This window comes from Allobosea sp. GW822-FHT05A11, assembly GCF_058800455.1.
Window position 1 is genome coordinate 85,684 of the sequence record NZ_JBXAMI010000005.1, and the last position, 20,326, is coordinate 106,009.

Genomic DNA, 20,326 nt, shown 5'->3' on the forward strand with positions numbered 1-20,326 from the left:
GGGGCGCGCTTTTTCGTTATTGAGGCGTCTTCTCGTCGCCCGGTCCCGCATCTGCGCAGCAGCACTGCGTGCTGCAGCGCGTGCGGGAAGACAGCGGTTCTCAGCTGATATAGCGCCCCGGCCGGAACGGCGTCGGGTCGATTGGCGGCTTCTCGCCGCAGACCATCGAAGCGATGATCTCGCCGGTGATCGGGCCGGTCGAGAAGCCGATATGCTGGTTGCCGAAGGCGAGCCAGAGACCGGGATTGCGTGGCGCCTCGCCGATCATCGGCAAGGAATCCGGCAAGGTCGGACGGGCGCCGCGCCAGGTTTCGCCGACGACCTCGCCGAGCGGGAAGGCTTCACGCGCCGCCGCGGTCGCGCCGTCGATCTGGCGGTGCTGGTCCGGTGCGTCGCGGAAGGAGAGATCGACGCCGCTGGTGACGCGAAAACCCTGCTCCATCGGCGCCATGTAATAGGCGCCGTCGACATCGTAGATCGGCCGCGACAGGCCGGTGCCGGCTTCCGGCTTGAGATGGCGGTGATAGCCACGCTCGACATCGAGCTTGGGATCGATCCCGAGCGGCTTCAGTAGGTCGCCGCTCCAGGGGCCAAGTGCGACGACCACGAGATCGGCTTCGAACGAGCCCGAAGTGGTGCTCGCGCGCCAGCGAGTGCCGTTGCGGGCGAGCCCGGTGATCGCAGCCTGCTCGATCCGGCCGCCACGCTCGGCGAAGAGCGCTGCGTAAGCTTCAGTGACGGCGCCGGGGGAATCGACCGAGCCGACGCAGGGGATCAGGAGCCCGGCCGGGAAGATCGGGTTCAGGCTGGGCTCGATGCCGGAAATGCCTTGCCGGTCGAGAACCTGCGATTCGATGCCGTGGCTCTTCAGGAAATCATGTTCGGCCCGGGCGGCCTCATGGCCGGCCTCGGTGCGCCAGAGCTTGAGCGTGCCGGTCTCACGCAGGCGGTGCGACACGCCGGCTTCAGTCATCAGGGCGCGGTGGCGCTCGACCGTGCTCGCCGTCAGCGCCTGCAAGGCGGCGATGCGAGCTGCCCTCTGCGAGGGGCGGGCCTCCCAGAGGAAGCGCAGCAGCCAGCCCGGCCGGCTGAAGGCGCGGCGCCAACTCAAATTAAGCGCCGGATGGCGGTTGCCGAGATAGCCGGCGATCTTGGCGTAGAGCGAGGGGTTGTTGAGTGGAGCGATCGAGGAGGCCGCGAGCACGCCGGCATTGCCGTAGGAGGTTTCGCGCCCTGGCGCCTTGCGGTCGATCAGCGTCACCGTGATACCGCGCTTCTGGAGCGCGAGCGCGCAGGAGACGCCGACCATGCCGGCGCCGAGAACGAGAGCTTTGCGGGTCAAGGCGATGTTGTTCCGGCTGCCGCCGGCTCCTTCAGCCAGTGGTCGAGGAAGGCGTCGAGCCAGAGCCGGATCGCCGGATCGTGCTGGAACCAGCCGGGCACATGGGTATGGCCAAGCTGTGCGCCGGGCATCAGCGTGCGCTCATAGCCGCGCACCGACCAGCGATACATCATCGCCGGCGTCACCTCGGGGTGGAACTGGAGGCCGTAGGCCTTGCTGCCGGCGCGGATGGCCTGCACGGGGAAATCCCCACCGGTGGCGAGGCATTCCGCCCCGTTCGGGCAGTCGAAGCCGTCGCGGTGCCATTGATAGACCGTGCCGGGCCAGGTGAAACCGGCCGCCGCAGCATGGCTGTGGCCGTTTTCGGTGATCGCGAGCGGGTAATAGCCGACCTCGGCGCGGCCCTCGCCATGGGTATAGACCCGCGCGCCCATATGCTTCGCCAGCATCTGCGCACCCAGGCAGATGCCGAGGAAGGCGGCGTCCTCCTTCAGGCAGGTGCCGATCCAGTCGATCTCGGCCTTGACGAAATCCTCGGGATCGTTGGCGCCCATCGGGCCGCCGAAGATCACGGCGCCGGCATGCTCGCGCATCGTCCGCGGCAGGGGATCGCCGAAGCGCGGCTTGCGGATGTCCAGCGCGTGGCCGCGCGCCTGCAGCAGGCGGCCGACGCGGCCGGGCGTCGAGTGCTCCTGATGCAGCACGACCAGCACCGGCTTCGGTGCGGGCCTCGGCCTGCGGGCGGTGAGGGGGGAGCGGGTGCGGCGAGCCGGACGCAAGGGGAAGGCGTGGTCGTTCATCACGAACTTCGAGGTCGCTCGCGCGTCGACATCGGAAGGGACGGCGCGCGGAGCCATGCCAGGTCACTTTCAAACATGCGGTTCCAGACGGAACGAAGCAAGCAATTTATTCGCGGGAATGCGGCAATGATCCGGCCATTCCTGCATGGCCCTGTCGCGACACTGGCGGCCGCAAGGGCGATTCGCTTGACGGGCGCTGCCTAATCTGAGATGAGAATGAACATTCATTCTCATTCATGCCGAGTCCTGATGCCGCCCCTGGTTTCCGCATCGCAGCCCGTTGCCGCCCTGACCGAACGCCATATCCGCATCCTCGATGCGGCCGAGCGCGTCTTCGCGCGCGCCGGTTTCCATGCCGCGACGATGCAGGATGTCGCGGCCGAAGCCAGCATGAGCCCGGGCAATCTCTATCGCTATTTCTCGTCCAAGGACGCGATCATCGAGGGGATGACCGAACGCGACCGCAGCCTGATCGCGGAGGATTTCGGCAAGCTCTGCCCGCGGAACGGTTCGTTGCTCGACCAGCTCGAGGAGCTCGGCCGCAAGCATCTCGTGCATCAGCCGCGCGAGAAGGCCGTCATCGCCGTGCAGATCTGGGCGGAAGCGGCGCGCAACCCCGGGATGGCGCGGATGTGCGCGGATATCGAGGGTACCGTGATCGAGGGGCTCGCCGCAGCGATCCGCGAGGCCAAGGCCAACGGCGAATTGCCGCCACGGCTCGACGAGGGCCGCTTCCTGATGGCGATCTCGATGATGGCGGACGGATTCTTCTGCCGGCGCGCGATGGACCCGAATTTCGACATTGCTGCTGCCGCCGACACGCTCTTCACCGGCATGCGCCAGCTTTCCCAGACGATGCTCCTGCCCGAAACGGAGACGCAGCCGTGATCTCTGCTCCCGCCGGACTTGCCCCGTTTCCGACCGGCCGCATGGCCGCAACAGGATCGTTTCCGATGTCCCTTCGTTCGATCGTTCCGCTGAACGCGATGATCGCGCTGGCCCTGCTGGCCGCGCCGCTGCCGCTGCAGGCGCAGACCGCCGGGCAGGCCGCAGCCGCGGCCGCCGGACCCTCCGTCACGGTGACGCAGGCGCAGAGCACCGAGATCGTCCAGAGCGTGGTCGTCTCCGGCTCGATCGTCGCGCGCGACGAAATCCTGGTCGCACCGGAAGTCGACGGGCTCTCGATCGTCGAACTGCTGGCGCAGGAGGGGGACAAGGTCGCGCGCGGGCAGGTCCTCGCGCGGCTGGACCGGACGACACTCGAGGTCCAGAAGGCGCAAAACGACGCCCAGATCGCGCGCGCGGAGGCGCTGATCGCTCAGGCCAAGGCCCAGATCGCCGAGGCCGACGCCAATCTCGTCCAGGCCAACAATGCCTTCGACCGGACCAAGGCGCTGCGCGAGAGCGGCAATACCAGTGTCGAGACGTTCGACCAGCGGGCTGCCGCCGCACGATCCGGACAGGCACGCGCGAATTCCGCCCGGCAGGCACTGGCGATCGCCAGTGCCGATCTCGCTCTGGCCCAGGCGCAGGGCAAGGACATCGCCGTCAAGCTGGAGCGCACCGAGATCAAGGCGCGCCGCGCCGGCATCGTCAGCCGACGGACGGCGCGGCTCGGCGCGATGGCGAGCATGCTGCCGCAGAGCGAGCCGCTGTTCCGGATCATCGCCGACGGCGCAGTCGAGCTCGAGGCGCAGGTCGCCGAAGTCGAGCTTCCCAAGCTCAAGCTCGATCAGGGCGTGGCGGTCCTGCCGGCCGGTGCCAGGGAGGCGCTGGCGGGCCGCATCCGGTTGATCGTGCCGGAGGTCGACAAGGCGTCGCGGCTCGGCCGCGTGCTCGTCGCGCTCGACGGCAATCCGCCGGTCGCCATCGGTTCGTTCGCGCGCGGGATCATCGAGACCGGCCGCAAGCGTGCCCTGACCCTGCCGCTTTCGGCCATCACCTATAACGGGTCGGGCGCGACCGTTCAGTCCGTCAAGGACGGCAAGGTCACGACCAAGCCGGTGACGCTCGGGCTGGTCGGCCATGGCCGCGCCGAGATCGCCAGCGGCATCAGCGAGGGCGAGACGGTCGTGGCGCGCGCCGGCACTTTCGTGCGCGATGGCGACATCGTCACGCCGGTCGCGACGAACTGACGGGCAAGCGCATGAACGTCAATTTCTCCGCCTGGTCGATACGGAAGCCGGTTCCGGCCATCCTGATCTTCGTCGTGCTCTGCGTCCTCGGGCTGCTCGCCTTCTCGAAGCTGCCGGTGACGCGCTTTCCGAATATCGACATCCCGCTGGTTTCGATCACCATCACGCAGTCGGGCGCGGCGCCGGCCGAGCTCGAAAGCCAGGTCAGCAAGCGCGTCGAGGACACGGTCGCCAACATCACCGGGGTGAAGCACGTCACCTCGACGCTGACCGACGGCCAGGTGCTGACACTGATCGAGTTCCGGCTCGAGACCAATACCGACCGGGCCGTCAACGACGTCAAGGATGCGGTCGCCAAGATCCGCGCCGACCTGCCGCGCACCATCGACGAGCCGATCATCCAGCGCATCGATGTCGAGGGGCAGTCGATCCTGACCTATGGCGCAGCCTCGACCGGCATGACGCTGGAGCAGCTCTCCTGGCATGTCGACGATGTCGTCGCGCGCGAGTTGCAGGGGCTGAAGGGCGTCGGCCGGGTCGAGCGCTATGGCGGCGTCGACCGGGAAATCCGCATCTCGCTCGATCCCGACCGCCTGCTCGCGCTCGGCATCACCGCCGGCGAGGTCAACCGCCAGGTCCGCGCCACCAATGTCGACCTCGCGGGCGGGCGCGGCGAGGTCGGCGGGCAGGAGCAGGCGATCCGTACGCTGGCCGGCGCGCGGACCGTCGCGGAGTTGGCCGAGACCAAGATCACGCTCTCGGGCGGGCGCGAGGTGCGCCTGAAGGAGCTCGGCCGCGTCGAGGATTCGAATTCCGAGCCGCGCGCCTTCGGCCGCCTCAACAAGAGCCCGGTCGTCACCTTCGCGGTGTTCCGCTCGAAGGGATCGAGCGAGCTTTCGGTCAAGGACATCGTGGCGCAGCGCGTCGAGGAGCTGAACAAGCGCTTCCCCGACATCAAGATCACGCCGATCGACGACGCCGTCGCCTATACCCACGGCAACTACAAGGCGGCGATGGAAACGCTGCTGGAAGGTGCGGGGCTCGCCGTCCTCGTCGTCTTCCTGTTCCTGCGCAACTGGCGCGCGACGCTGATCACGGCGGTGGCGCTGCCGCTCTCGGCCATTCCCACCTTCTGGGCGATGGAGCTGATGGGCTTCTCGCTCAACCTCGTCAGCCTGCTCGGCATCACGCTGGTGACCGGCATCCTGGTCGATGACGCCATCGTCGAGATCGAGAACATCGTCAGGCACATGAAGATGGGCAAGTCGCCCTATCGCGCAGCGATGGAGGCGGCTGACGAGATCGGGCTCGCGGTCATCGCGATCACGCTGACCATCGTCGCGATCTTCGCGCCGGTCTCCTTCATGGGCGGCGTCGCCGGGCAGTATTTCCGGCAGTTCGGCCTGACGGTGGCGGTCGCCGTGCTGTTCTCGCTGCTCGTCGCGCGCCTGATCACGCCGATGATGGCGGCCTATCTGATGAAGCCGGTCCACCATGCCGATCCCAGGGACGGGTTCGTCATGCGCGGCTATGTCGGCCTGCTCAAGGGCACGCTGAAGAAGCGCCGCATGCCGTTCTTCCCGCGCCTCAACGGCACCGGGCGCTGGCGGACCCTGCCGTTCAACACCGCCTATGCGACGCTGGTGATCGGCTTCATGTTCCTGATCGGCTCGATCCAGGCAACGCAGATGCTGCCGACCGGCTTCATCCCGGACGAGGATACCTCGCGCGTCGTCGCCTCGGTCGAATTGCCGCCCGGCTCGACGCTGGAGGATACCCGCGTCACCAGTGACAAGCTGGTCGATGCGCTGAAGACCATCCCCGAGGTGCGCGACGTCTTCGTGCTCGGCGGGGCCTCGCCGACCGGCCAGCGCGAGGTGCGCCGGGCTGCGGTCTTCATCCTGCTCAAGCCCAAGGCCGAGCGCGATATCGCCCAGAAGGAGCTCAAGGTCACCATCGCCGAGAAGCTCGCCAGCGTGCCGGATGTGCGCGCCTGGTATGTCAACGAGCGCGGCGAGCGCGAGATGGCGTTCTCGATCCTGTCGAAGGACGGCGAGGCGCTCGACGCTGCCGTCGCCAAGATCGAGGCGCGGATGCGCCAGGTCGACGGCTATCTCAACGTCGCGACCGCCGGCTCGCTGAGTCGCCCGGAACTGCGCGTCACGCCGAAGCTCGAGGAGGCCGCCACGCTCGGCGTCACGCCGGAAGCGATCTCGGAAGCCGTGCGCGTCGCCACGATCGGCGATGTCGGGCCCAACCTCGCCAAGTTCAATGCGGGCGACCGGCTGGTGCCGATCCGTGTCCAGCTCGACGAGGCCGCCCGCACCGACATGCGCAATATCGCGGCGTTGCGCGTGACCAATGCGACCGGCGTCTCGATCCCGCTGACGGCGGTGGCCACGATCGGCTTCGGCGAAGGGCCGAGCTCGATCGACCGCTATGACCGCGTTCGCCGCGCCCAGATCGGTGCCGACCTGAAGCGCGGCTTCGAGCTTGGCACCGCCCAGGACAAGTTCAACGAGATCGTCAAGGAGGTCGGCCTGCCGGATGGCGTCTGGATCGCTGCGACCGGCGATGCCGAAATCCAGGGCGAGGTCGTGCAGGGCTTCGTCACCGCGATGACGACCGGCCTGATGCTGGTGCTGGCGGTGCTGATCCTGCTGTTCGGCTCGGTCTTCCAGCCGATCACGATCCTGCTCTCGCTGCCGCTCTCCTTCGGCGGCGTGGTGATCGCGCTGCTCGCGACCAACAACGCCGTCTCGATGCCGGTCTATATCGGCCTGCTGATGCTGATGGGCATCGTCACCAAGAACGCGATCATGCTGGTCGATTTCGCGGTCGAGGAGGTCGGGCGCGGCAAGGACCGCTTCACGGCGTTGATCGAGGCTGGCCGCAAGCGCGCGAGGCCGATCCTGATGACCACGATCGCGATGGCGGCGGGCATGTTGCCCTCGGCCTATGGTGTCGGCGACGGCGGCGAGTTCCGCGCGCCGATGGCGATCGCGGTGATCGGCGGCCTGATCGTCTCGACCGTGCTCTCGCTCGTCTTCGTGCCGTCCTTCTACATGGTGATGGACGATCTCTCGCGGGCGACCGGCTGGCTCTTCGGGCGCTTCTTCGGCAAGGCCGAGGACGAAAGCCAGTGGGAGCCGATCGACGAGCACGCTGCACCCGCGATCGCGACGGCGGAAGCGATGTCGAAGCCAGCGCCGCCGCGGTTGGCGGCGGAGTGATCAAGCCGGGGGCGCAGAGACCTCGGCCGCCTGACGTCGCGCCAGCGCATCCCGATAGGCCTGCGTCAGCTCGGCGAGCACCGACTGCTCCGGCGGGGCTGCGTCGAGATGGAGATGCCTCAGCTCCTGCATGAAGCGCTCCCAGAGGGCCGGGCCGCCTTCGCTCAGGAGTTCGGCGCGGATCGAGAGTTCCTCGGTCACGGCTAAGAAGTTTCGACCCCATTCGCCCATCGCCGCGAAGACGGGGACGAGCGCGATGCCCATCTCGGTCAGGCTGTAGATCGCCTTCTGCTTGTGGCTGGCGTCGTCGCGGCGCGAGAGCAGGCCCTTTTCGACGAGGCGCTTCAGGCGGTCGGCGAGAATGTTCGAGGCGATGCCCTCGTCCGATTTCGCCAGCATCTCGCGAAAATGCCGGCGGTTGCCGAACATGATGTCGCGCAGCACGATCAGGCTCCAGCGATCGCCCAGGATTTCCAGCGTCAGATTGATCGGACAGCCCGAACGGCCGGTCTCGCGCATGCTCGTCTCCAAAACCGCTTGCAATATAGGATCGGTTTCGCTATCCATCAACTGGTTGCAAATCGAAACTGGTTTTAATCGAGCACAGCAGGAGGATGCGATGGCCAAGGTGATCGTCTGGAATCTGATGACGCTGGAAGGGTTCTTCGAGGGCAGGGAGAAGTGGGATCTCGGCTTCCACCAGGATGCCTGGGGCGACGAGCTTGCCGCGCTCAGCAGCGAGTTCGGGCGCAAGGCCGGGCTGCTCGTATTCGGCCGCGTCACCTATGAGGGGATGAAGGCCTATTGGACTTCGACGGAAGAGGAGGGCGAGACCAAGGCCTTCATGAACGCCCTGCCGAAGCTTGTGGCGTCACGCGATCTGACCGGTTCGGACTGGAACAACACGACGGTGACGGCGGATATCGTCGGGGAGATCACGCGCCGGAAGGCCCTGCCGGGGAAGGACATCTATGTCTTTGGCAGCGCGGAGCTGACGGAATCGCTGCTGGCGGCCAGCCTCGTCGACGAGATCATGATCGCGATCGCGCCGGTCACGATCGGGCAGGGCACGCCCTTGTTCAAGTCGAATGCGGAGAAGCGGCACTATGCGCTGATCGCGGCCCGACCGCTCAAGAACGGCACCGTGATCCTGCACTATGGCGTCAAGGCTGCGGCCTGACGGGGTGATTCAGCCGCGCCGAACCAGCAGAACGGCAGCGAGAATGGCGACGCCGCCGAAGGCCTGGACCGGTGTCGGCTGCTCGCCGAAGAGCGCCCAGGCGGCGAGCACGCTGACCAGTGCCGGCCAGACCATCACGAGCGAGGCGGCGCCGGCGCCATAGCTGCCGAGCGAGAGCGTGATCAGGCCCTGGCCAAGCGCATGCGAGACGAGGCCGAGCGCGGCGACCGCAAGCCAGCCCTGGAGGCTCATCGGAATGATTTGTTCGCCGAGCATCAGTGCGGCGGCGAGGCAGAACACGGCGCAGATCGCGCTGGAGACGAGGCTGACATAGCCGGCGCCGGCTCGGTCGCGGGCGCGGCGCACCGCCAGGATATAGGCGGCGTAGGAGAGGGCGGCGCCGACGGCGAGGCTGTCGCCGAAGAGATTGCCAGTGACCTGCTCCGCGCCAGTGAATTTCGGCAGCACCAGCAGGATCGCGCCAGCGACCGCCAGCATCAGCGCGCCGAGAATGCGCCGCGACGGCTTGTCGCCAAGCAGCAGCCAGCCGCCGAGCACGACACCGACCGGGGAGAGATTGCCGAGCAGCGAGGCATTGGCGATCGTGGTATGGCCGAGCGCCGCGTTGTAGAGCGTGACGTCGATGCCGAAGGTCAGGCCGGCCAACGCAACCGCGATAAAGGCGCCGCGGCCGATCTTCTCGCTCGCAGGCCTGCGTTGCTCCAGCGCCGTCCAGGCGACCAGTACCGGCAGCGCGAAGAGCATCCGCCAGAAACCGGCGGCCGCCGGGCCGACATCGGCAAGGCGCACGAAGATACCGGAAAAGCCGATGCAGGTGGCGCCGATAAGCAGCGCGAGGAACATCGCCAGCGCGGGCGATGCGGGCCGGACGGGAATCGCGGGAGCGGACATGGTGTCTTCTGATGGATCGTGAGGCCAGCTTCGGTCGCGACGGCGCGGCCGGCTCAGCCTCGTTCAGCCGAGGATATAGTGCGCTTCCATCGATCGGAAAAACGGATTATTCTGATTTAACCATTCTTAAAACCGATGGATCTCGCGCGTCCCAAGGAGGCACGTCATGACCGCCCATTTCGACCTCGCCGCGCTCGGCATGCTGGTGGCGGTGGCGGAGACCGGTGGCTTCACTGCGGCCAGCGCCCGGCTCGGCCGGACGCAGTCGGCGATCTCCGTGCGTATCCAGGATCTGGAAAGCCAGCTCGGCCACAAGCTGCTGGAGCGCTCGCGCCGCGGCGTCACCCCGACCGATGCGGGCGAGCGGCTGCTCGCCCATGCGCGGCGCCTGCTCGCGGTGGAGCGCGAGGCCCTGGCCGACCTTGCCGGCGAGACACCGACCGGCCGGCTGCGCATCGGCGTGCCCGACGATTATATGGACGCCTATCTCAGGCCATTGATCGCGCGCTTCGCGGCGGAGCATCCCAAGGTCGAGCTTGAGGTGCATTGCGATCTCTCGAAGCGGATCGAACCTGCGCTCAAGGCCGGGGAGCTCGATCTCGCGGTGGTCTCGCAGGATCCGAGCCGGCCGATGGGCGAGGTGCTCCGGCGCGAGCCGATGATCTGGGTCGCGGCGCGCGGCCACCGGCCGGAGCTGCAGGAGACGCTGCCGCTCGCCCTGTTCTCCGAGGGTTGCCGGGCGCGCTCGCGCGTCCTCGCGGCGCTGAGCAGCGCCGGCAAGGCGTATCGGCTGGTCTTTTCCTGCTCGCATACCTCCGGCGTGCTCTCGGCGGTGGAAGGCGGCTTCTGCGTCACCGCGATCACGGAAAGCGCCGTGCCGCCGTCGCTGCGCCGCCTCGGTGCGGCGGAAGGGCTGCCGCCGTTGTTCGAACTGACGGTCGGCTTGCTCATGGCGCCGCGTCCGGGCCTGGCGGCGCAGCGCTTCGCCGATGCCTTGCGCGAGGAGATGAGCGCTTTCCGGCAGGCGGCATGATCCGGTCCATTGCCCTTTCCTCCGCTCATCACTAGTGAAACAGCATGAAATTCCTCGACCAGGCCAAGATCTATGTGAAGGCGGGTGACGGCGGCGCCGGCTGCGTCTCCTTCCGCCGCGAAAAGTTCATCGAGTTCGGCGGGCCCAATGGCGGCGACGGCGGGCGCGGCGGCGACATCGTCATCGAATGCGTGCAGGGGCTGAACACCCTGATCGACTTCCGCTTCCAGCAGCATTTCAAGGCCCGCACCGGCGAGCACGGCATGGGCAAGGATCGCCATGGCGCGAATTCGCAGGCGATCGTGCTGAAGGTGCCGCCGGGCACCGAGATCCTCGAGGAAGACGGCGAGACCAAGATCGCCGACCTGACCGAGCCTGGCCAGCGCTTCGTGCTGTGCAAGGGCGGTAATGGCGGCTTCGGCAATGCCTATTTCAAGACGGCGACCAACCAGGCGCCGCGCCATGCCAATCCCGGCCTTCCGGGCGAGGAACGCTGGGTCTGGCTGCGCCTGAAGCTGATCGCCGATGCCGGCCTTGTCGGCCTGCCCAATGCCGGCAAGTCGACCTTCCTCGCCACCGTCACCGCGGCGAAGCCGAAGATCGCCGATTATCCCTTCACCACGCTGCATCCCGGCCTCGGCGTCGTGCGCGTCGACGGGCGCGAGATGGTGCTCGCCGATATCCCCGGCCTGATCGAGGGCGCGCATGAAGGCCATGGCCTCGGCGACCGCTTCCTCGGCCATATCGAACGCTGCCGCGTGCTGCTGCATCTGGTCGAAGGCACCAGCGAGCATGCCGGCAAGGCCTACAAGACCGTGCGCGAGGAGCTCGAGGCTTATGGCGAGGGGCTGGCCGACAAGCCGGAGATCGTTGCGCTCTCCAAGGTCGACGCGCTGACGCCGGAAGTGCTCAAGGAGCAGGTCGCGCGCCTGAAGCGGGCGGCCAAGCGCATGCCGATCATCCTCTCGGCCGCCTCGGGCGAGGGCGTCGATGCCGCGCTCAGGGCACTCTTCGCCGTGGTCGAGGAAGCCCGTCGCGTGGAAGAGCGCGAGAACGCGCCGGTCGAGGACACCGGCTGGCGGCCCTGAGGCTGGGCCGGCGCTCTAGCGGAAATCCCGCCAGGCGCCGACGCGGTGGGTGCATTCGCGGTCGCGTTCCGCTTCGCCGAAGGGCGCCACCGGCCAGTCCCAGCTTTCATCCGGGAGCGGTAGTTCGACGCCGCGCGTGAGATCGAGGCGATCGGTGATCGCGTCCGCACGGTCGCGCTCGACCATCTCGACATCGCTGAGCAGGACGACACGGCCGTTGAAGCGGCGCAGATCAGCGAGATGCCAGGCGATGCAGCGCGCTGGCAGGTCGACCGGTAGCTGTCCAGCACGGTCGGGGTGATCGTCCAGCCAATCCTCGACCGGCCAAGCGAGCTGCGACATCAGATTGGCGGATATGACGAGATCAAGGCTTGAGTCGGCGGCCAGATCGGCCAGCGGATCGATGCGCCCGTCGTTCTCCTCGGCCAGCCAGCCCATGACGCCGGTGAGGTCGCGGGTCAGGAGTATGACCTTGGGCCGGACGCGCATGCGCAGCCGGATCTGCGGCAGGTGGACGGCATCGACCAGCAGAACCTGCTCGAATTGGCGGCACAGCAGGTCGAGCGGGATGTCGCGCAGCAGGCCCGAGCCGAGGACCGCCACCTTGCGGCGCTGCGACAGCTCCGTGATAGCCTCAGCGACCACGCTGCGGCAGCGTTCGTGATGCGGAGCCCACGCCCGGCGCTGGCGGTTGCCGCGCGACCAGAGCGCGACGCTTTCTCCGACGAGACCCAGCCGCCGGGTCATCCGCGCGGCTGGTGTCGTCAGTTGCAGAAAGAGCTCCGCGAGCATCTCCCGCTCAGATCAGGGCACCGCGCGCGGCCACCGGCCAGAGGGCCTCGACATGGGCGTCGGGCCCGTGCAGGCCGCGGACGCAGACATACCAGTCGTGCAGGTTGACCGTCGGGTCGCAATGACCGGGGATCAGTAGCAAACTGTCGCCGCGATGCGGCATCGCGATCGGGTCGCCGGTGAGGACGCCGTGCTCGTCGGAGGGTTTGGTATAGATCACGCCCTCGCGGCGGAAGGGCACGGGCATGCCCGAATCGACCGCCGCCGACTTGTGGCCGGCATCGACGATGGCGCGGTCCGGCACTGGCTTGCTCATCACCCCGGCGAGGACGAAGAGAGAGTGTTCAAAGGTGCGGAAGGGCGTGCCGTCGGCCTGGCGATTGCGGGCGTAGTCGGCGTCCATGAAGATATAGGAGCCGGCCTGGATCTCGTTCCAGATGCCGGACTGGGTCTCCAATTCATGGGTGCCGGTGCCGGCGCCGGTGACGATCTCGCATTTCAGGCCGGCATGGCTGAGCCGTTCGACCGTGTTGCGGGCGGCGAAGCCAGCCCGTTCGATTGCCTCGCGGCGCTCGTCGATCGAACGCATGTGCTGGGCGGAGCCGTGATAGGCGTGGATGCCGGCGAAGCGCAGGGTGTTGGAGCGTGCGATCGCCTCGGCCAGCCGGACGGCGCCCTCTCCGGGCGCGACGCCGCAGCGCCGGCCACCGACATCGATCTCGACATAGACGTCGAGGGTCACATCGTTGCGGGCCGCCGCTTCCGCCGCCTCGCGCACGCCGTCGGGATGGTCGACGCAGAGGCCGATCTTGGCGCTGCGGGCGAGGCGGGCCAGACGGTCGAGCTTGGCCGCGCCGACGATCTCGTTGGTGACCAGCACGTCGCCGACGCCGCCTGCAACCAGCACTTCGGCTTCGCCCACCTTCTGGCAGCACTGCCCGACCGCGCCATGGGCGATCTGCCGCAGCGCGATCTCCGGGCTCTTGTGCGACTTGGCATGGGGCCTGAGCCTGATGCCATGGGCCTGGGTGAAAGCGGCCATGGCGACGAGATTGCGCTCGAACGCATCGAGATCGAGCACGAGGGCGGGGGTTTCGATCTCGGCGAAGCTCTGGCCGGGCTGGGCCGGCGGGGATAGCGGCATGAAGTCTCCTGAATCGGTTATGGCCATGGGAAGACAGCTTCGTGTCCGTAGCAAGGCCCCCCTGTCGCAGCCAGCCATGCACCAGTGGCGCTTGTCGGGCTGTCATGATAGGCCCCGGCCATGAAGATCGGCCGCGTCACCGACGACACCCTTGCGCTCTTTGCCCGTGTCTGGCGTGAGCAGATCAGGTCCTACCTCCCGCAGATGCTGATGATTCTCGGCCTCGTCGTGATCATCGCGGCGACGACGAGCTTCTATCCGCTCCTGATCAAGGCGGCGTTCGACGCCTTCGCCGATCCATTGATGGCCGAATCGACCGGCTTCGTCCGGCGCATGGAGCGATTGGTCTCGAAGTCGATCGGCTACGAGATCGGCGTCATCAACGCGGTCGCGACCGTCGTCGTGATCGTCACCGCCATCAAGGGTTTCTCGCTGCTCGCCCAGACGGTGATGACCAACAATGTCGTCAGCCGCATCGAGGCGGACATGCAGACGGCCCTCTACGGCCATCTGATCGATGCCGACCTGGCACAGTTGCAGCGGGAAAATCCGGCCTCCCTCACCCAGCGCTTCACCACCGACTTCACCTTCGTCAAGGAAGCGCTGACGCGCATCGTCAACATCGCCATCCGCGACGTCGTCACCGCGATCGCGCTGGTCGGCGCGCTGATCTGGATCGACTGGCAGATGACGCTGGTCGTGCTCCTGATCGCGCCGGTGATCGCCCATCCGATCGGCCGGATCGGGCGCAAGCTCAGGCGGATGGCCAGCTCCCAGCAGGAACAGACCGGCCTGATGGCCAATCTCGTCACCGAGAGCCTGCAGGGCGCGCGCGTCGCCAAGACCGACCGGCTCGAGCCCTATCTGAAGACGCGGGCGGCCAATGCCTTCGAGACGATCCGGGCGCTGAAGATGAAGGCGGCCAATGCGCGCGGGCGGCTCGACCCCCTGCTCGAGGTCGGCGGTGGGCTCGCGGTCGCCGGCGTGCTCGCCGCCATCGGGGTGCGCATCACCGCCGGCAATTCGACGGTCGGCGATTTCACCGGCTATGTCTCGGCGCTCCTGCTCGCGGCCCAGCCGATGCGCTCGCTCGGCAATCTCAACGCCATCGTCCAGGAGGCGGGCGCTTCGCTGAAGCGCTACTACGCGCTGATGGACGAGAAGCCGCAGGTTCTCGACCGTCCGGACGCGAAGCCGCTGACGGTCACTGCCGGCGAGGTCGCCTTCCGCCAGCTGCGCTTCCGCTATCGCGAGGACCAGCGTGCGCTGGAGGGCATCGACCTCGTCGCGCAGGGTGGGAAAACGATGGCGCTGGTCGGCCGCTCCGGTTCCGGCAAATCGACGCTGCTCGCGCTGGTGCCGCGCCTCTACGATCCCACCGAGGGCCGGATCGAGATCGACGGGCAGGATCTGCGCAACGTCACCCTGACCAGCCTGCGCCGCCAGATCGGCGTCGTCAGCCAGGATGTCGTACTGTTCGACGACAGCGTGCGGGCGAATATCGCCTTCGGGCGGCCGGACGCCTCGCTGGACGAGATCGTCGCCGCGGCGAAGGGGGCCGCCGCGCACGACTTCATCACGGCGATGCCGGGCGGATATGACGCTCCGGTCGGCGAGCGGGGCCACAAGCTCTCGGGCGGCGAGCGCCAGCGCATCGCGATCGCCCGCGCCATCCTGAAGAACGCGCCGATCCTGCTGCTCGACGAAGCGACGAGCGCGCTCGACACCGAATCCGAACGGCTCGTCCAGCAGGCGCTGGCGGCGCTCATGAAGGGGCGCACCACCATCGTCATCGCGCATCGGCTCTCGACCATCCGCGAGGCCGACATGATCGTGGTCATGGACGAGGGCAAGGTCGTCGAGACCGGCAGCCATGACGAGTTGCTGGCGCGCGACGGGGCCTATGCCCGTTTGCACCGGATGCAGTTCCTGGAGGGCTGAGCCGTCGGCTCAGCCCTCCAGGCTGTCTCAGCGCCTGTTGAACTCAGCAGCGAAACCCGCATCCAATGGCGCGCCGTCGCTCCAGCAATGGCGGACGATGGCGATACGGCCTGAATCGATCAGGCTGTTCTCGTCGCCCGGACGGCTGGTATGCGGCCGGCCGCGCCGGATGCGCCAGACAAGGCGGTCATTGTCTTCCGAGACGATATCGGCGGCGCTCGCGATCTTGTCGCGACCGATGCCGGCAAGGCCGATCTCGGCCGGCAATTCCTTCGGCAGGTTGACGCTCAGGAATGTGCCCTCGCGCGTCCATTGCGCGCGCGTCCGCCAGAGGTTTTCGATCAGGGCCGCGAGCGCGGCGACGTCGCGCTCTTCGGACGTGCCGCCTTTGGCGCGGGAGAAGCCGATGGCGGGGAGGTTCCAGAAGCTCGCCTCGCGGGCGATCGAGAGCGTGCCGGAATAGGCGGCATCCTCGGCGGCGTTGCGGCCATCATTGACGCCGGAGAGCACCAGATCGGGCATGCCGCCGTCGCGGAACAGCACGGTCATGGCGGCGACGACGCAATCGGCCGGGGTGCCGTTCAGCGCATAGACCTGCGGCTCGCGCCGGCTGAGCGTCAATTCCTTGTCGAAGGAGAGATGATGGCTCGCTGCCGTCCATTTCCGCTCGGGCGCGACGACCCAGATATCGGCTGCGACGCGCACGGCGGCTTTTCGCAGCAAAGCGATGCCGGGAGCATCGATGCCGTCGTCATTGGCGATGAGGATGCGCATGATCAGATCTCGATGGTATCGCCGGGCTTGAGGCCGGTGACGAGCTTGGGGATGCCGGCAGCCAGCGCGGCAGCGGTCGCGGCATCGCAGGAATGGGCGAGGATGCGGCTGGCGCCGCTTGCCGCCGCGATCGCGATGTTCTCGGGCAGTGTCGGATGCGTCGGGAAGCGCAGCCAGTCGGCCTCGCCTGCAGCCAGCATGAGATCGGCCGGGCTGCCCTTGGGAATGCCGCCGGTCAGCAGGACCGGATGACGTTCACGGCGGGCCTGTGCGAGCGCGACCCTCGAGGGCCCCGCGAGCCCCATGCCGTCATCGACGAGCAGTGCGGCTCGGGGCAGCTTCTGCCCCTCTTCCCAAAGCAGTGCTTCGCCGAAACGCGCCGAGAGGGCATCGGCGGCACCGGGCTTCAACCATGTCGAAGCGGCGATCTGCTGGGCCAGAGCCTCGCGCATCGAGGGGTGGATTGCGATCGGGCCCTCGATCAGGCCGATCAACTCGACGGAGCGGCCGGAAAGGGGGGTCGGCAGGACGGTGCCCTGCGGATGGGCCGCGAGCCAGCCTTTGATGGCTGCGCCGCGTTCGATGGCGGGGATGCGGTCGGGGCCGTAAGAGGCATCGATCAGCACGAGATCGCTGGGCGGGAGGGCGTCCATGGCGAAGACCGGGCTATCCGGCACGACGTCGCCGCAATAGCCGAGCCTGCGGCCGCCTGCGCTCAGATGACACCAGATGCCGCCGACGACATGGCCGCTGCGGCCAGTCCGGATGGCGATCGGGCCGAGCGCGAAATCGGTGCCGGGCGCGATGATCTCTGCGGTAGCAGCTTGGGCAAGCGCCCTCTCGTGCGGCGTGGCGTAGGCGGCAAGCGTCGCGTCCGTCTCGGCGACCGATTCCGCCGTCATCAGGATGCGGCCTGAAAAGCCGTTGGCGAGACACCAGCCGAGCGCCGCGACATGATCCTCATGGGCATGGGTGACGATGATCGCGTCGATGCGTTCGAGCTCGGCGCGCGTGATCGCCGGATGGTAGGCGGTGCCCTGTGCGCTGGTGTCGACGCCGACATCGAGCAGAAGACGCGTTCCACCATGTTCGATGCCGACGCAGGTCCGGCCTTTTTCGCCGATCCCGCCATGGACTGTCAGTTTCATGGCGCCGGTCTCACGCAGCCTTGTCCAGGGAGGCGCTCTCCGGGATGATCCAGCCGTCGGTGATGGCGATGCGGATGGCCTCGCCGGCCTGGGCCGGGGCGGGTTCGTTCGCGTCGAGATGCAGGACGATGTCCTGGCTGGCGGCAGGTCGTACCTCCATCCGGAAGAAGCCGCCCTGGTAGGACAGGCGCTCGACCGTGGCGGCGAGGCCGCCTTCGCCGGCCGAGGCGATGCCGATGTCGCGGGCGCGCAGGCAGAGCTTCGCCTGACCGGAGATCGCCTGATCGGGCCGGCAGCGCACGATAGCCTCGACGCCGAGCACGCTGACCTTGCAGCGGCCCGCCTGCGGCGCGGAGAGGACGGTCGCCGGCAGCACCATGCCTTCGCCGATGAAGCCGGCGACGGTCACGTTGGCGGGCTCGCGGAACAGCAGCGAGGGCGTGGCGAGCTGGAGCAGGCGGCCGCGATCCATCACGGCGATACGGTCGGCCAGCGCCATCGCCTCGGCCTGATCATGGGTGATGTAGACCATGGTCGTGCCGGTGCGCTCGTGGAAGCGGGAGAACTCCTCCTCCATCGAGGCGCGCAGGTGCACGTCGAGATTGGCCAGCGGCTCGTCGAGCAGCACCAGCGAAGGCTCGGTGACGAGGCAGCGGGCGAGCGCGACGCGCTGGCGCTGGCCGCCGGAGAGCAGGCCCGGCCTGCGCTCGGCGAAACCGTTCAGTCCGACGAGATCGAGAGCGGCCGCGACGCGCTTCGCTCGCTCGGGATCGCGCACGCCGGCGACGGTGAGCCCATAGGCGACGTTTTCCGCCACGGTCATATGCGGCCAGAGCGCATAGGACTGGAAGACGATGCCAAGCTTGCGATGCTCCGGCGGGATATGGGTCTGCGCCGAAGAGACGAGCCGGTCGCCGATGCGGATCTGGCCGCCGTCGAGCTTGTCGAAACCGGCGATCTGGCGCAGCAGCGTGGTCTTGCCGCAGCCCGACGGTCCGAGCACGGCCAGGAACTCCCCATCCTCGACCGCGATCGAGACGTCGTCGAGCGCGAGATAGGAACCGAAGCGCTTCTGCGCCCGGTCGATGGTCAGTCGCGCCACGGCAGGACTCCCTGGGGCAGTTTATGGGCGAAGAGGGTGGTGGAGGCCATCAGGCTGATGGTGACGAGCACGGTCACGGCAGCCAGCGCCGAGGCATAGGTGGAATCGCCGCCCTGCTCGAAGGAGAAGACGACGACGCCGAGGGTCTCGGCGCCCGAGGACCAGAGCAGGGCCGAGACGGTGAGCTCGTTGAAGGCGGTCAGGAAGACCAGCAGGGCACCCGCGACGGCGGCCGGCGCGACCAGCGGGAAGATGATGGTGACGAGCCGGCGCGGCAGGCCGGCGCCGGCGATCTGCGCTGCCTCCTCCAGCGTGCGGTCGATCTGGAGATAGCCGCTGATGACGGGGCGCAAGCCCAGCACGAGGAAGCGGGCGAGATAGGCGAATACGATGATCCAGACGGTGTTGTAGAGCGAGACGTTCACGACCGGCAGCGGCTTGAGGAAGAGCAGGATCGCGGCGATGGCGAGAACGACACCGGGCATGGCGTAGGGCAGTTCCGCTGCGAGATTGAGCAGGCGCAGGGCGCGGGACTTCTTCCAGACAATGAAATAGCCGAGCGGCACGCAGATCAGGACGATCAGGGTGGCCGCACCCGCCGACATCAGGAAGGAGTTGACGAAGGCGCGCTTCGAGGCGGCGTGCTCGAAAAGGACATAGGCGTAGTTGGCGAGCGTCGCGGTCCCGGCGTTGAGCGGCACGCCGAAGGCGGGGATCAGCGAGGTCGTGAGCAGGCCGAGAAAGGGCAGTGCCAGCACGAGAATGGCGAAGCTCCAGAGCCCGATCTCGACCGGCCGACGCCAGCGGCCAAGCTCGAAGGGGCGCGCCGCGCTCGAGGTCGTGGTGATCCGGAAGTCGCGGCGGCGCAGCATGAAATCCTGCATGAGGATGCCGATCATCGCGATCAGGCCGATCAGCAGGGAGAGGATCGCGACCTCCGAAAGCACGCCCGGGCCAAGGCCGGCGAGGCGCTGGTAGATCAGCGTCGGCAGGACAAGGAAGTTGCCGGGAATGCCGAGGAAGGCGGGAATGCCGAAATTCCCGAGGCAGGAGACGAAACACAACGCGATGCCGGCGACGAGCGGCGGCGTCATCAGCGGCAGCACGACGGTGCGCAGCACGGTGAGGGGGTGCGCGCCGGCGGCAAGGCCGGCCTCGATCAGCTCCTTCGGCAGGGCGCGCAGGCCGGCGCGCAGGGTCAGGAAGACCAGCGGCGCATATTGCAGGCCGAGCAGCAGGATGATGCCCTCGCGCGAATAGAGCGGGTTGCGGCTGCCGAGCGGCGGCGCCATGCCGATCAGCTTCAGCAGCGTGCTCGATGGCCCGAAGATCTGCAGCCAGGCCAGCGCCGTGACCTGCGGCGCGATCATCAGCGGCAGGACGAAGCAGAAAGTGAAGGCGTTGCGGGCGCGGATGTCGGTCAGCGTTGCCAGCAGCGCGACGGTGCCGCCGATCAGCGTGGCGAGGATGGTGCCGGCGATGGCCGTGGTGAGGCTGTTCCAGGTCGCCGTCCAGGTCGCCGGGCTCGCCATCACCTTGCCCAGCGCCGTCGCCGAGAGCTGGCCGCCGGGGGCGAGGCCCTCGACGATCAGGCGACCGATCGGCAGCAGCGAGAGCAGCGCGACGAGGCCGACGAGCCCCCAAAGGAGGCCCGTCTCCTCGACGCGCGTGCGCAGCGTCGCGGGGTCGGCGATAGACATAC

17 protein-coding genes are annotated in these 20,326 nt (G+C 67.8%); 7 read left to right on the top strand and 10 right to left on the bottom strand.

Going from position 1 to position 20,326, the window contains the following annotated elements; genetic code table 11:
* Nucleotides 1-100: 100 nt before the first annotated feature.
* Both AC1RLU_RS17440 and AC1RLU_RS17445 read right to left on the bottom strand, forming a co-directional pair.
* The gene (locus tag AC1RLU_RS17440) at nt 101-1,342 is read right to left on the bottom strand and encodes an NAD(P)/FAD-dependent oxidoreductase (protein WP_492797080.1); all 1,242 of its coding nucleotides are present in this window, start codon (nt 1,340-1,342) and stop codon (nt 101-103) included.
* Nucleotides 1,339-2,142 (bottom strand): glutamine amidotransferase, encoded by an 804-nt coding sequence (locus AC1RLU_RS17445; protein WP_082617262.1) that lies wholly within the window; start codon nt 2,140-2,142, stop codon nt 1,339-1,341. The genes AC1RLU_RS17440 and AC1RLU_RS17445 overlap by 4 nt, the downstream gene beginning before the upstream one ends.
* 249 nt (nt 2,143-2,391) lie before the next feature.
* Between AC1RLU_RS17445 and AC1RLU_RS17450 the strand changes: the two genes are divergently transcribed.
* From AC1RLU_RS17450 to AC1RLU_RS17460, 3 genes are all read left to right on the top strand, one after another.
* The gene (locus AC1RLU_RS17450) at nt 2,392-3,030 is read left to right on the top strand and encodes a TetR/AcrR family transcriptional regulator (protein ID WP_492797082.1); all 639 of its coding nucleotides are present in this window, start codon (nt 2,392-2,394) and stop codon (nt 3,028-3,030) included.
* A gap of 65 nt (nt 3,031-3,095) precedes the next feature.
* Nucleotides 3,096-4,277 carry an efflux RND transporter periplasmic adaptor subunit gene (locus AC1RLU_RS17455; RefSeq protein ID WP_492797084.1) on the top strand — a complete coding sequence of 394 codons (1,182 nt, stop codon included), beginning with the start codon at nt 3,096-3,098 and terminating at the stop codon, nt 4,275-4,277.
* Nucleotides 4,278-4,288: 11 nt separating this feature from the next.
* Entirely contained in the window at nt 4,289-7,510 is a 3,222-nt protein-coding gene (locus tag AC1RLU_RS17460; protein WP_492797085.1) for an efflux RND transporter permease subunit, read from the top strand.
* Here the strand turns inward: AC1RLU_RS17460 and AC1RLU_RS17465 are convergent, their stop codons facing one another.
* Complete coding sequence (locus AC1RLU_RS17465) at nt 7,511-8,029, bottom strand: winged helix-turn-helix transcriptional regulator (protein ID WP_492797087.1); 519 nt, start codon at nt 8,027-8,029, stop codon at nt 7,511-7,513.
* 100 nt (nt 8,030-8,129) lie between these two features.
* Between AC1RLU_RS17465 and AC1RLU_RS17470 the strand changes: the two genes are divergently transcribed.
* On the top strand, nt 8,130-8,690 hold the full coding sequence (locus AC1RLU_RS17470) for a dihydrofolate reductase family protein (RefSeq protein ID WP_492797088.1): 561 nt from the start codon (nt 8,130-8,132) through the stop codon (nt 8,688-8,690).
* A 9-nt stretch (nt 8,691-8,699) separates the two neighbouring features.
* Here AC1RLU_RS17470 and AC1RLU_RS17475 read toward each other — a convergent pair whose 3' ends face one another.
* Nucleotides 8,700-9,602 (bottom strand): DMT family transporter, encoded by a 903-nt coding sequence (locus tag AC1RLU_RS17475; protein ID WP_492797089.1) that lies wholly within the window; start codon nt 9,600-9,602, stop codon nt 8,700-8,702.
* Between the two features lie 166 nt (nt 9,603-9,768).
* On the opposite strand from AC1RLU_RS17475, the gene AC1RLU_RS17480 reads away from it, so the two are divergent.
* Entirely contained in the window at nt 9,769-10,635 is an 867-nt protein-coding gene (locus AC1RLU_RS17480; protein ID WP_492797090.1) for a LysR family transcriptional regulator, read from the top strand.
* Nucleotides 10,636-10,679: 44 nt separating this feature from the next.
* Nucleotides 10,680-11,723: a GTPase ObgE gene (gene obgE / locus AC1RLU_RS17485; protein WP_061965742.1), complete on the top strand. Its 1,044-nt coding sequence runs from the start codon at nt 10,680-10,682 to the stop codon at nt 11,721-11,723.
* Nucleotides 11,724-11,738: 15 nt separating this feature from the next.
* Here obgE and AC1RLU_RS17490 read toward each other — a convergent pair whose 3' ends face one another.
* Together AC1RLU_RS17490 and AC1RLU_RS17495 are read right to left on the bottom strand one after the other, a co-directional pair.
* Nucleotides 11,739-12,515, bottom strand: coding sequence for a hypothetical protein (locus AC1RLU_RS17490; RefSeq protein WP_492797092.1), 777 nt, complete (start codon nt 12,513-12,515; stop codon nt 11,739-11,741).
* A gap of 7 nt (nt 12,516-12,522) precedes the next feature.
* Entirely contained in the window at nt 12,523-13,659 is a 1,137-nt protein-coding gene (locus tag AC1RLU_RS17495; protein WP_061965746.1) for a DSD1 family PLP-dependent enzyme, read from the bottom strand.
* 120 nt (nt 13,660-13,779) lie between these two features.
* Between AC1RLU_RS17495 and AC1RLU_RS17500 the strand changes: the two genes are divergently transcribed.
* Nucleotides 13,780-15,600: an ABC transporter ATP-binding protein gene (locus tag AC1RLU_RS17500; RefSeq protein WP_492797094.1), complete on the top strand. Its 1,821-nt coding sequence runs from the start codon at nt 13,780-13,782 to the stop codon at nt 15,598-15,600.
* 27 nt (nt 15,601-15,627) lie between these two features.
* On the opposite strand, the gene surE is transcribed toward AC1RLU_RS17500, so the two are convergent.
* From surE to AC1RLU_RS17520, 4 genes are read right to left on the bottom strand one after another with little or no spacing between them, the layout of a single operon-like run.
* Nucleotides 15,628-16,374, bottom strand: a complete 747-nt coding sequence (surE, locus tag AC1RLU_RS17505; RefSeq protein ID WP_492797096.1) for a 5'/3'-nucleotidase SurE — start codon at nt 16,372-16,374, stop codon at nt 15,628-15,630.
* 2 nt (nt 16,375-16,376) lie between these two features.
* Complete coding sequence (locus AC1RLU_RS17510) at nt 16,377-17,522, bottom strand: MBL fold metallo-hydrolase (protein ID WP_492797097.1); 1,146 nt, start codon at nt 17,520-17,522, stop codon at nt 16,377-16,379.
* Nucleotides 17,523-17,532: 10 nt separating this feature from the next.
* Nucleotides 17,533-18,624, bottom strand: coding sequence for an ABC transporter ATP-binding protein (locus tag AC1RLU_RS17515; protein WP_492797099.1), 1,092 nt, complete (start codon nt 18,622-18,624; stop codon nt 17,533-17,535).
* Nucleotides 18,612-20,324, bottom strand: coding sequence for an ABC transporter permease (locus AC1RLU_RS17520; protein WP_113584106.1), 1,713 nt, complete (start codon nt 20,322-20,324; stop codon nt 18,612-18,614). Before AC1RLU_RS17520 ends, AC1RLU_RS17515 begins: the two co-directional genes overlap by 13 nt.
* Nucleotides 20,325-20,326: the final 2 nt, after the last annotated feature.

Bases quoted from the DNA above. Each gene is read 5' to 3' on its own strand.
- AC1RLU_RS17445 (WP_082617262.1), bottom strand. From the start codon at position 2,142: ATGAACGACCACGCCTTCCCCTTGCGTCCGGCTCGCCGCACCCGCTCC.
- AC1RLU_RS17450 (WP_492797082.1), top strand. From the start codon at position 2,392: ATGCCGCCCCTGGTTTCCGCATCGCAGCCCGTTGCCGCCCTGACCGAA.
- AC1RLU_RS17455 (WP_492797084.1), top strand. From the start codon at position 3,096: ATGTCCCTTCGTTCGATCGTTCCGCTGAACGCGATGATCGCGCTGGCC.
- AC1RLU_RS17460 (WP_492797085.1), top strand. From the start codon at position 4,289: ATGAACGTCAATTTCTCCGCCTGGTCGATACGGAAGCCGGTTCCGGCC.
- AC1RLU_RS17465 (WP_492797087.1), bottom strand. From the start codon at position 8,029: ATGCGCGAGACCGGCCGTTCGGGCTGTCCGATCAATCTGACGCTGGAA.
- AC1RLU_RS17470 (WP_492797088.1), top strand. From the start codon at position 8,130: ATGGCCAAGGTGATCGTCTGGAATCTGATGACGCTGGAAGGGTTCTTC.
- AC1RLU_RS17475 (WP_492797089.1), bottom strand. From the start codon at position 9,602: ATGTCCGCTCCCGCGATTCCCGTCCGGCCCGCATCGCCCGCGCTGGCG.
- AC1RLU_RS17480 (WP_492797090.1), top strand. From the start codon at position 9,769: ATGACCGCCCATTTCGACCTCGCCGCGCTCGGCATGCTGGTGGCGGTG.
- obgE (WP_061965742.1), top strand. From the start codon at position 10,680: ATGAAATTCCTCGACCAGGCCAAGATCTATGTGAAGGCGGGTGACGGC.
- AC1RLU_RS17490 (WP_492797092.1), bottom strand. From the start codon at position 12,515: ATGCTCGCGGAGCTCTTTCTGCAACTGACGACACCAGCCGCGCGGATG.
- AC1RLU_RS17495 (WP_061965746.1), bottom strand. From the start codon at position 13,659: ATGCCGCTATCCCCGCCGGCCCAGCCCGGCCAGAGCTTCGCCGAGATC.
- AC1RLU_RS17500 (WP_492797094.1), top strand. From the start codon at position 13,780: ATGAAGATCGGCCGCGTCACCGACGACACCCTTGCGCTCTTTGCCCGT.
- surE (WP_492797096.1), bottom strand. From the start codon at position 16,374: ATGCGCATCCTCATCGCCAATGACGACGGCATCGATGCTCCCGGCATC.
- AC1RLU_RS17510 (WP_492797097.1), bottom strand. From the start codon at position 17,522: ATGAAACTGACAGTCCATGGCGGGATCGGCGAAAAAGGCCGGACCTGC.
- AC1RLU_RS17520 (WP_113584106.1), bottom strand. From the start codon at position 20,324: ATGTCTATCGCCGACCCCGCGACGCTGCGCACGCGCGTCGAGGAGACG.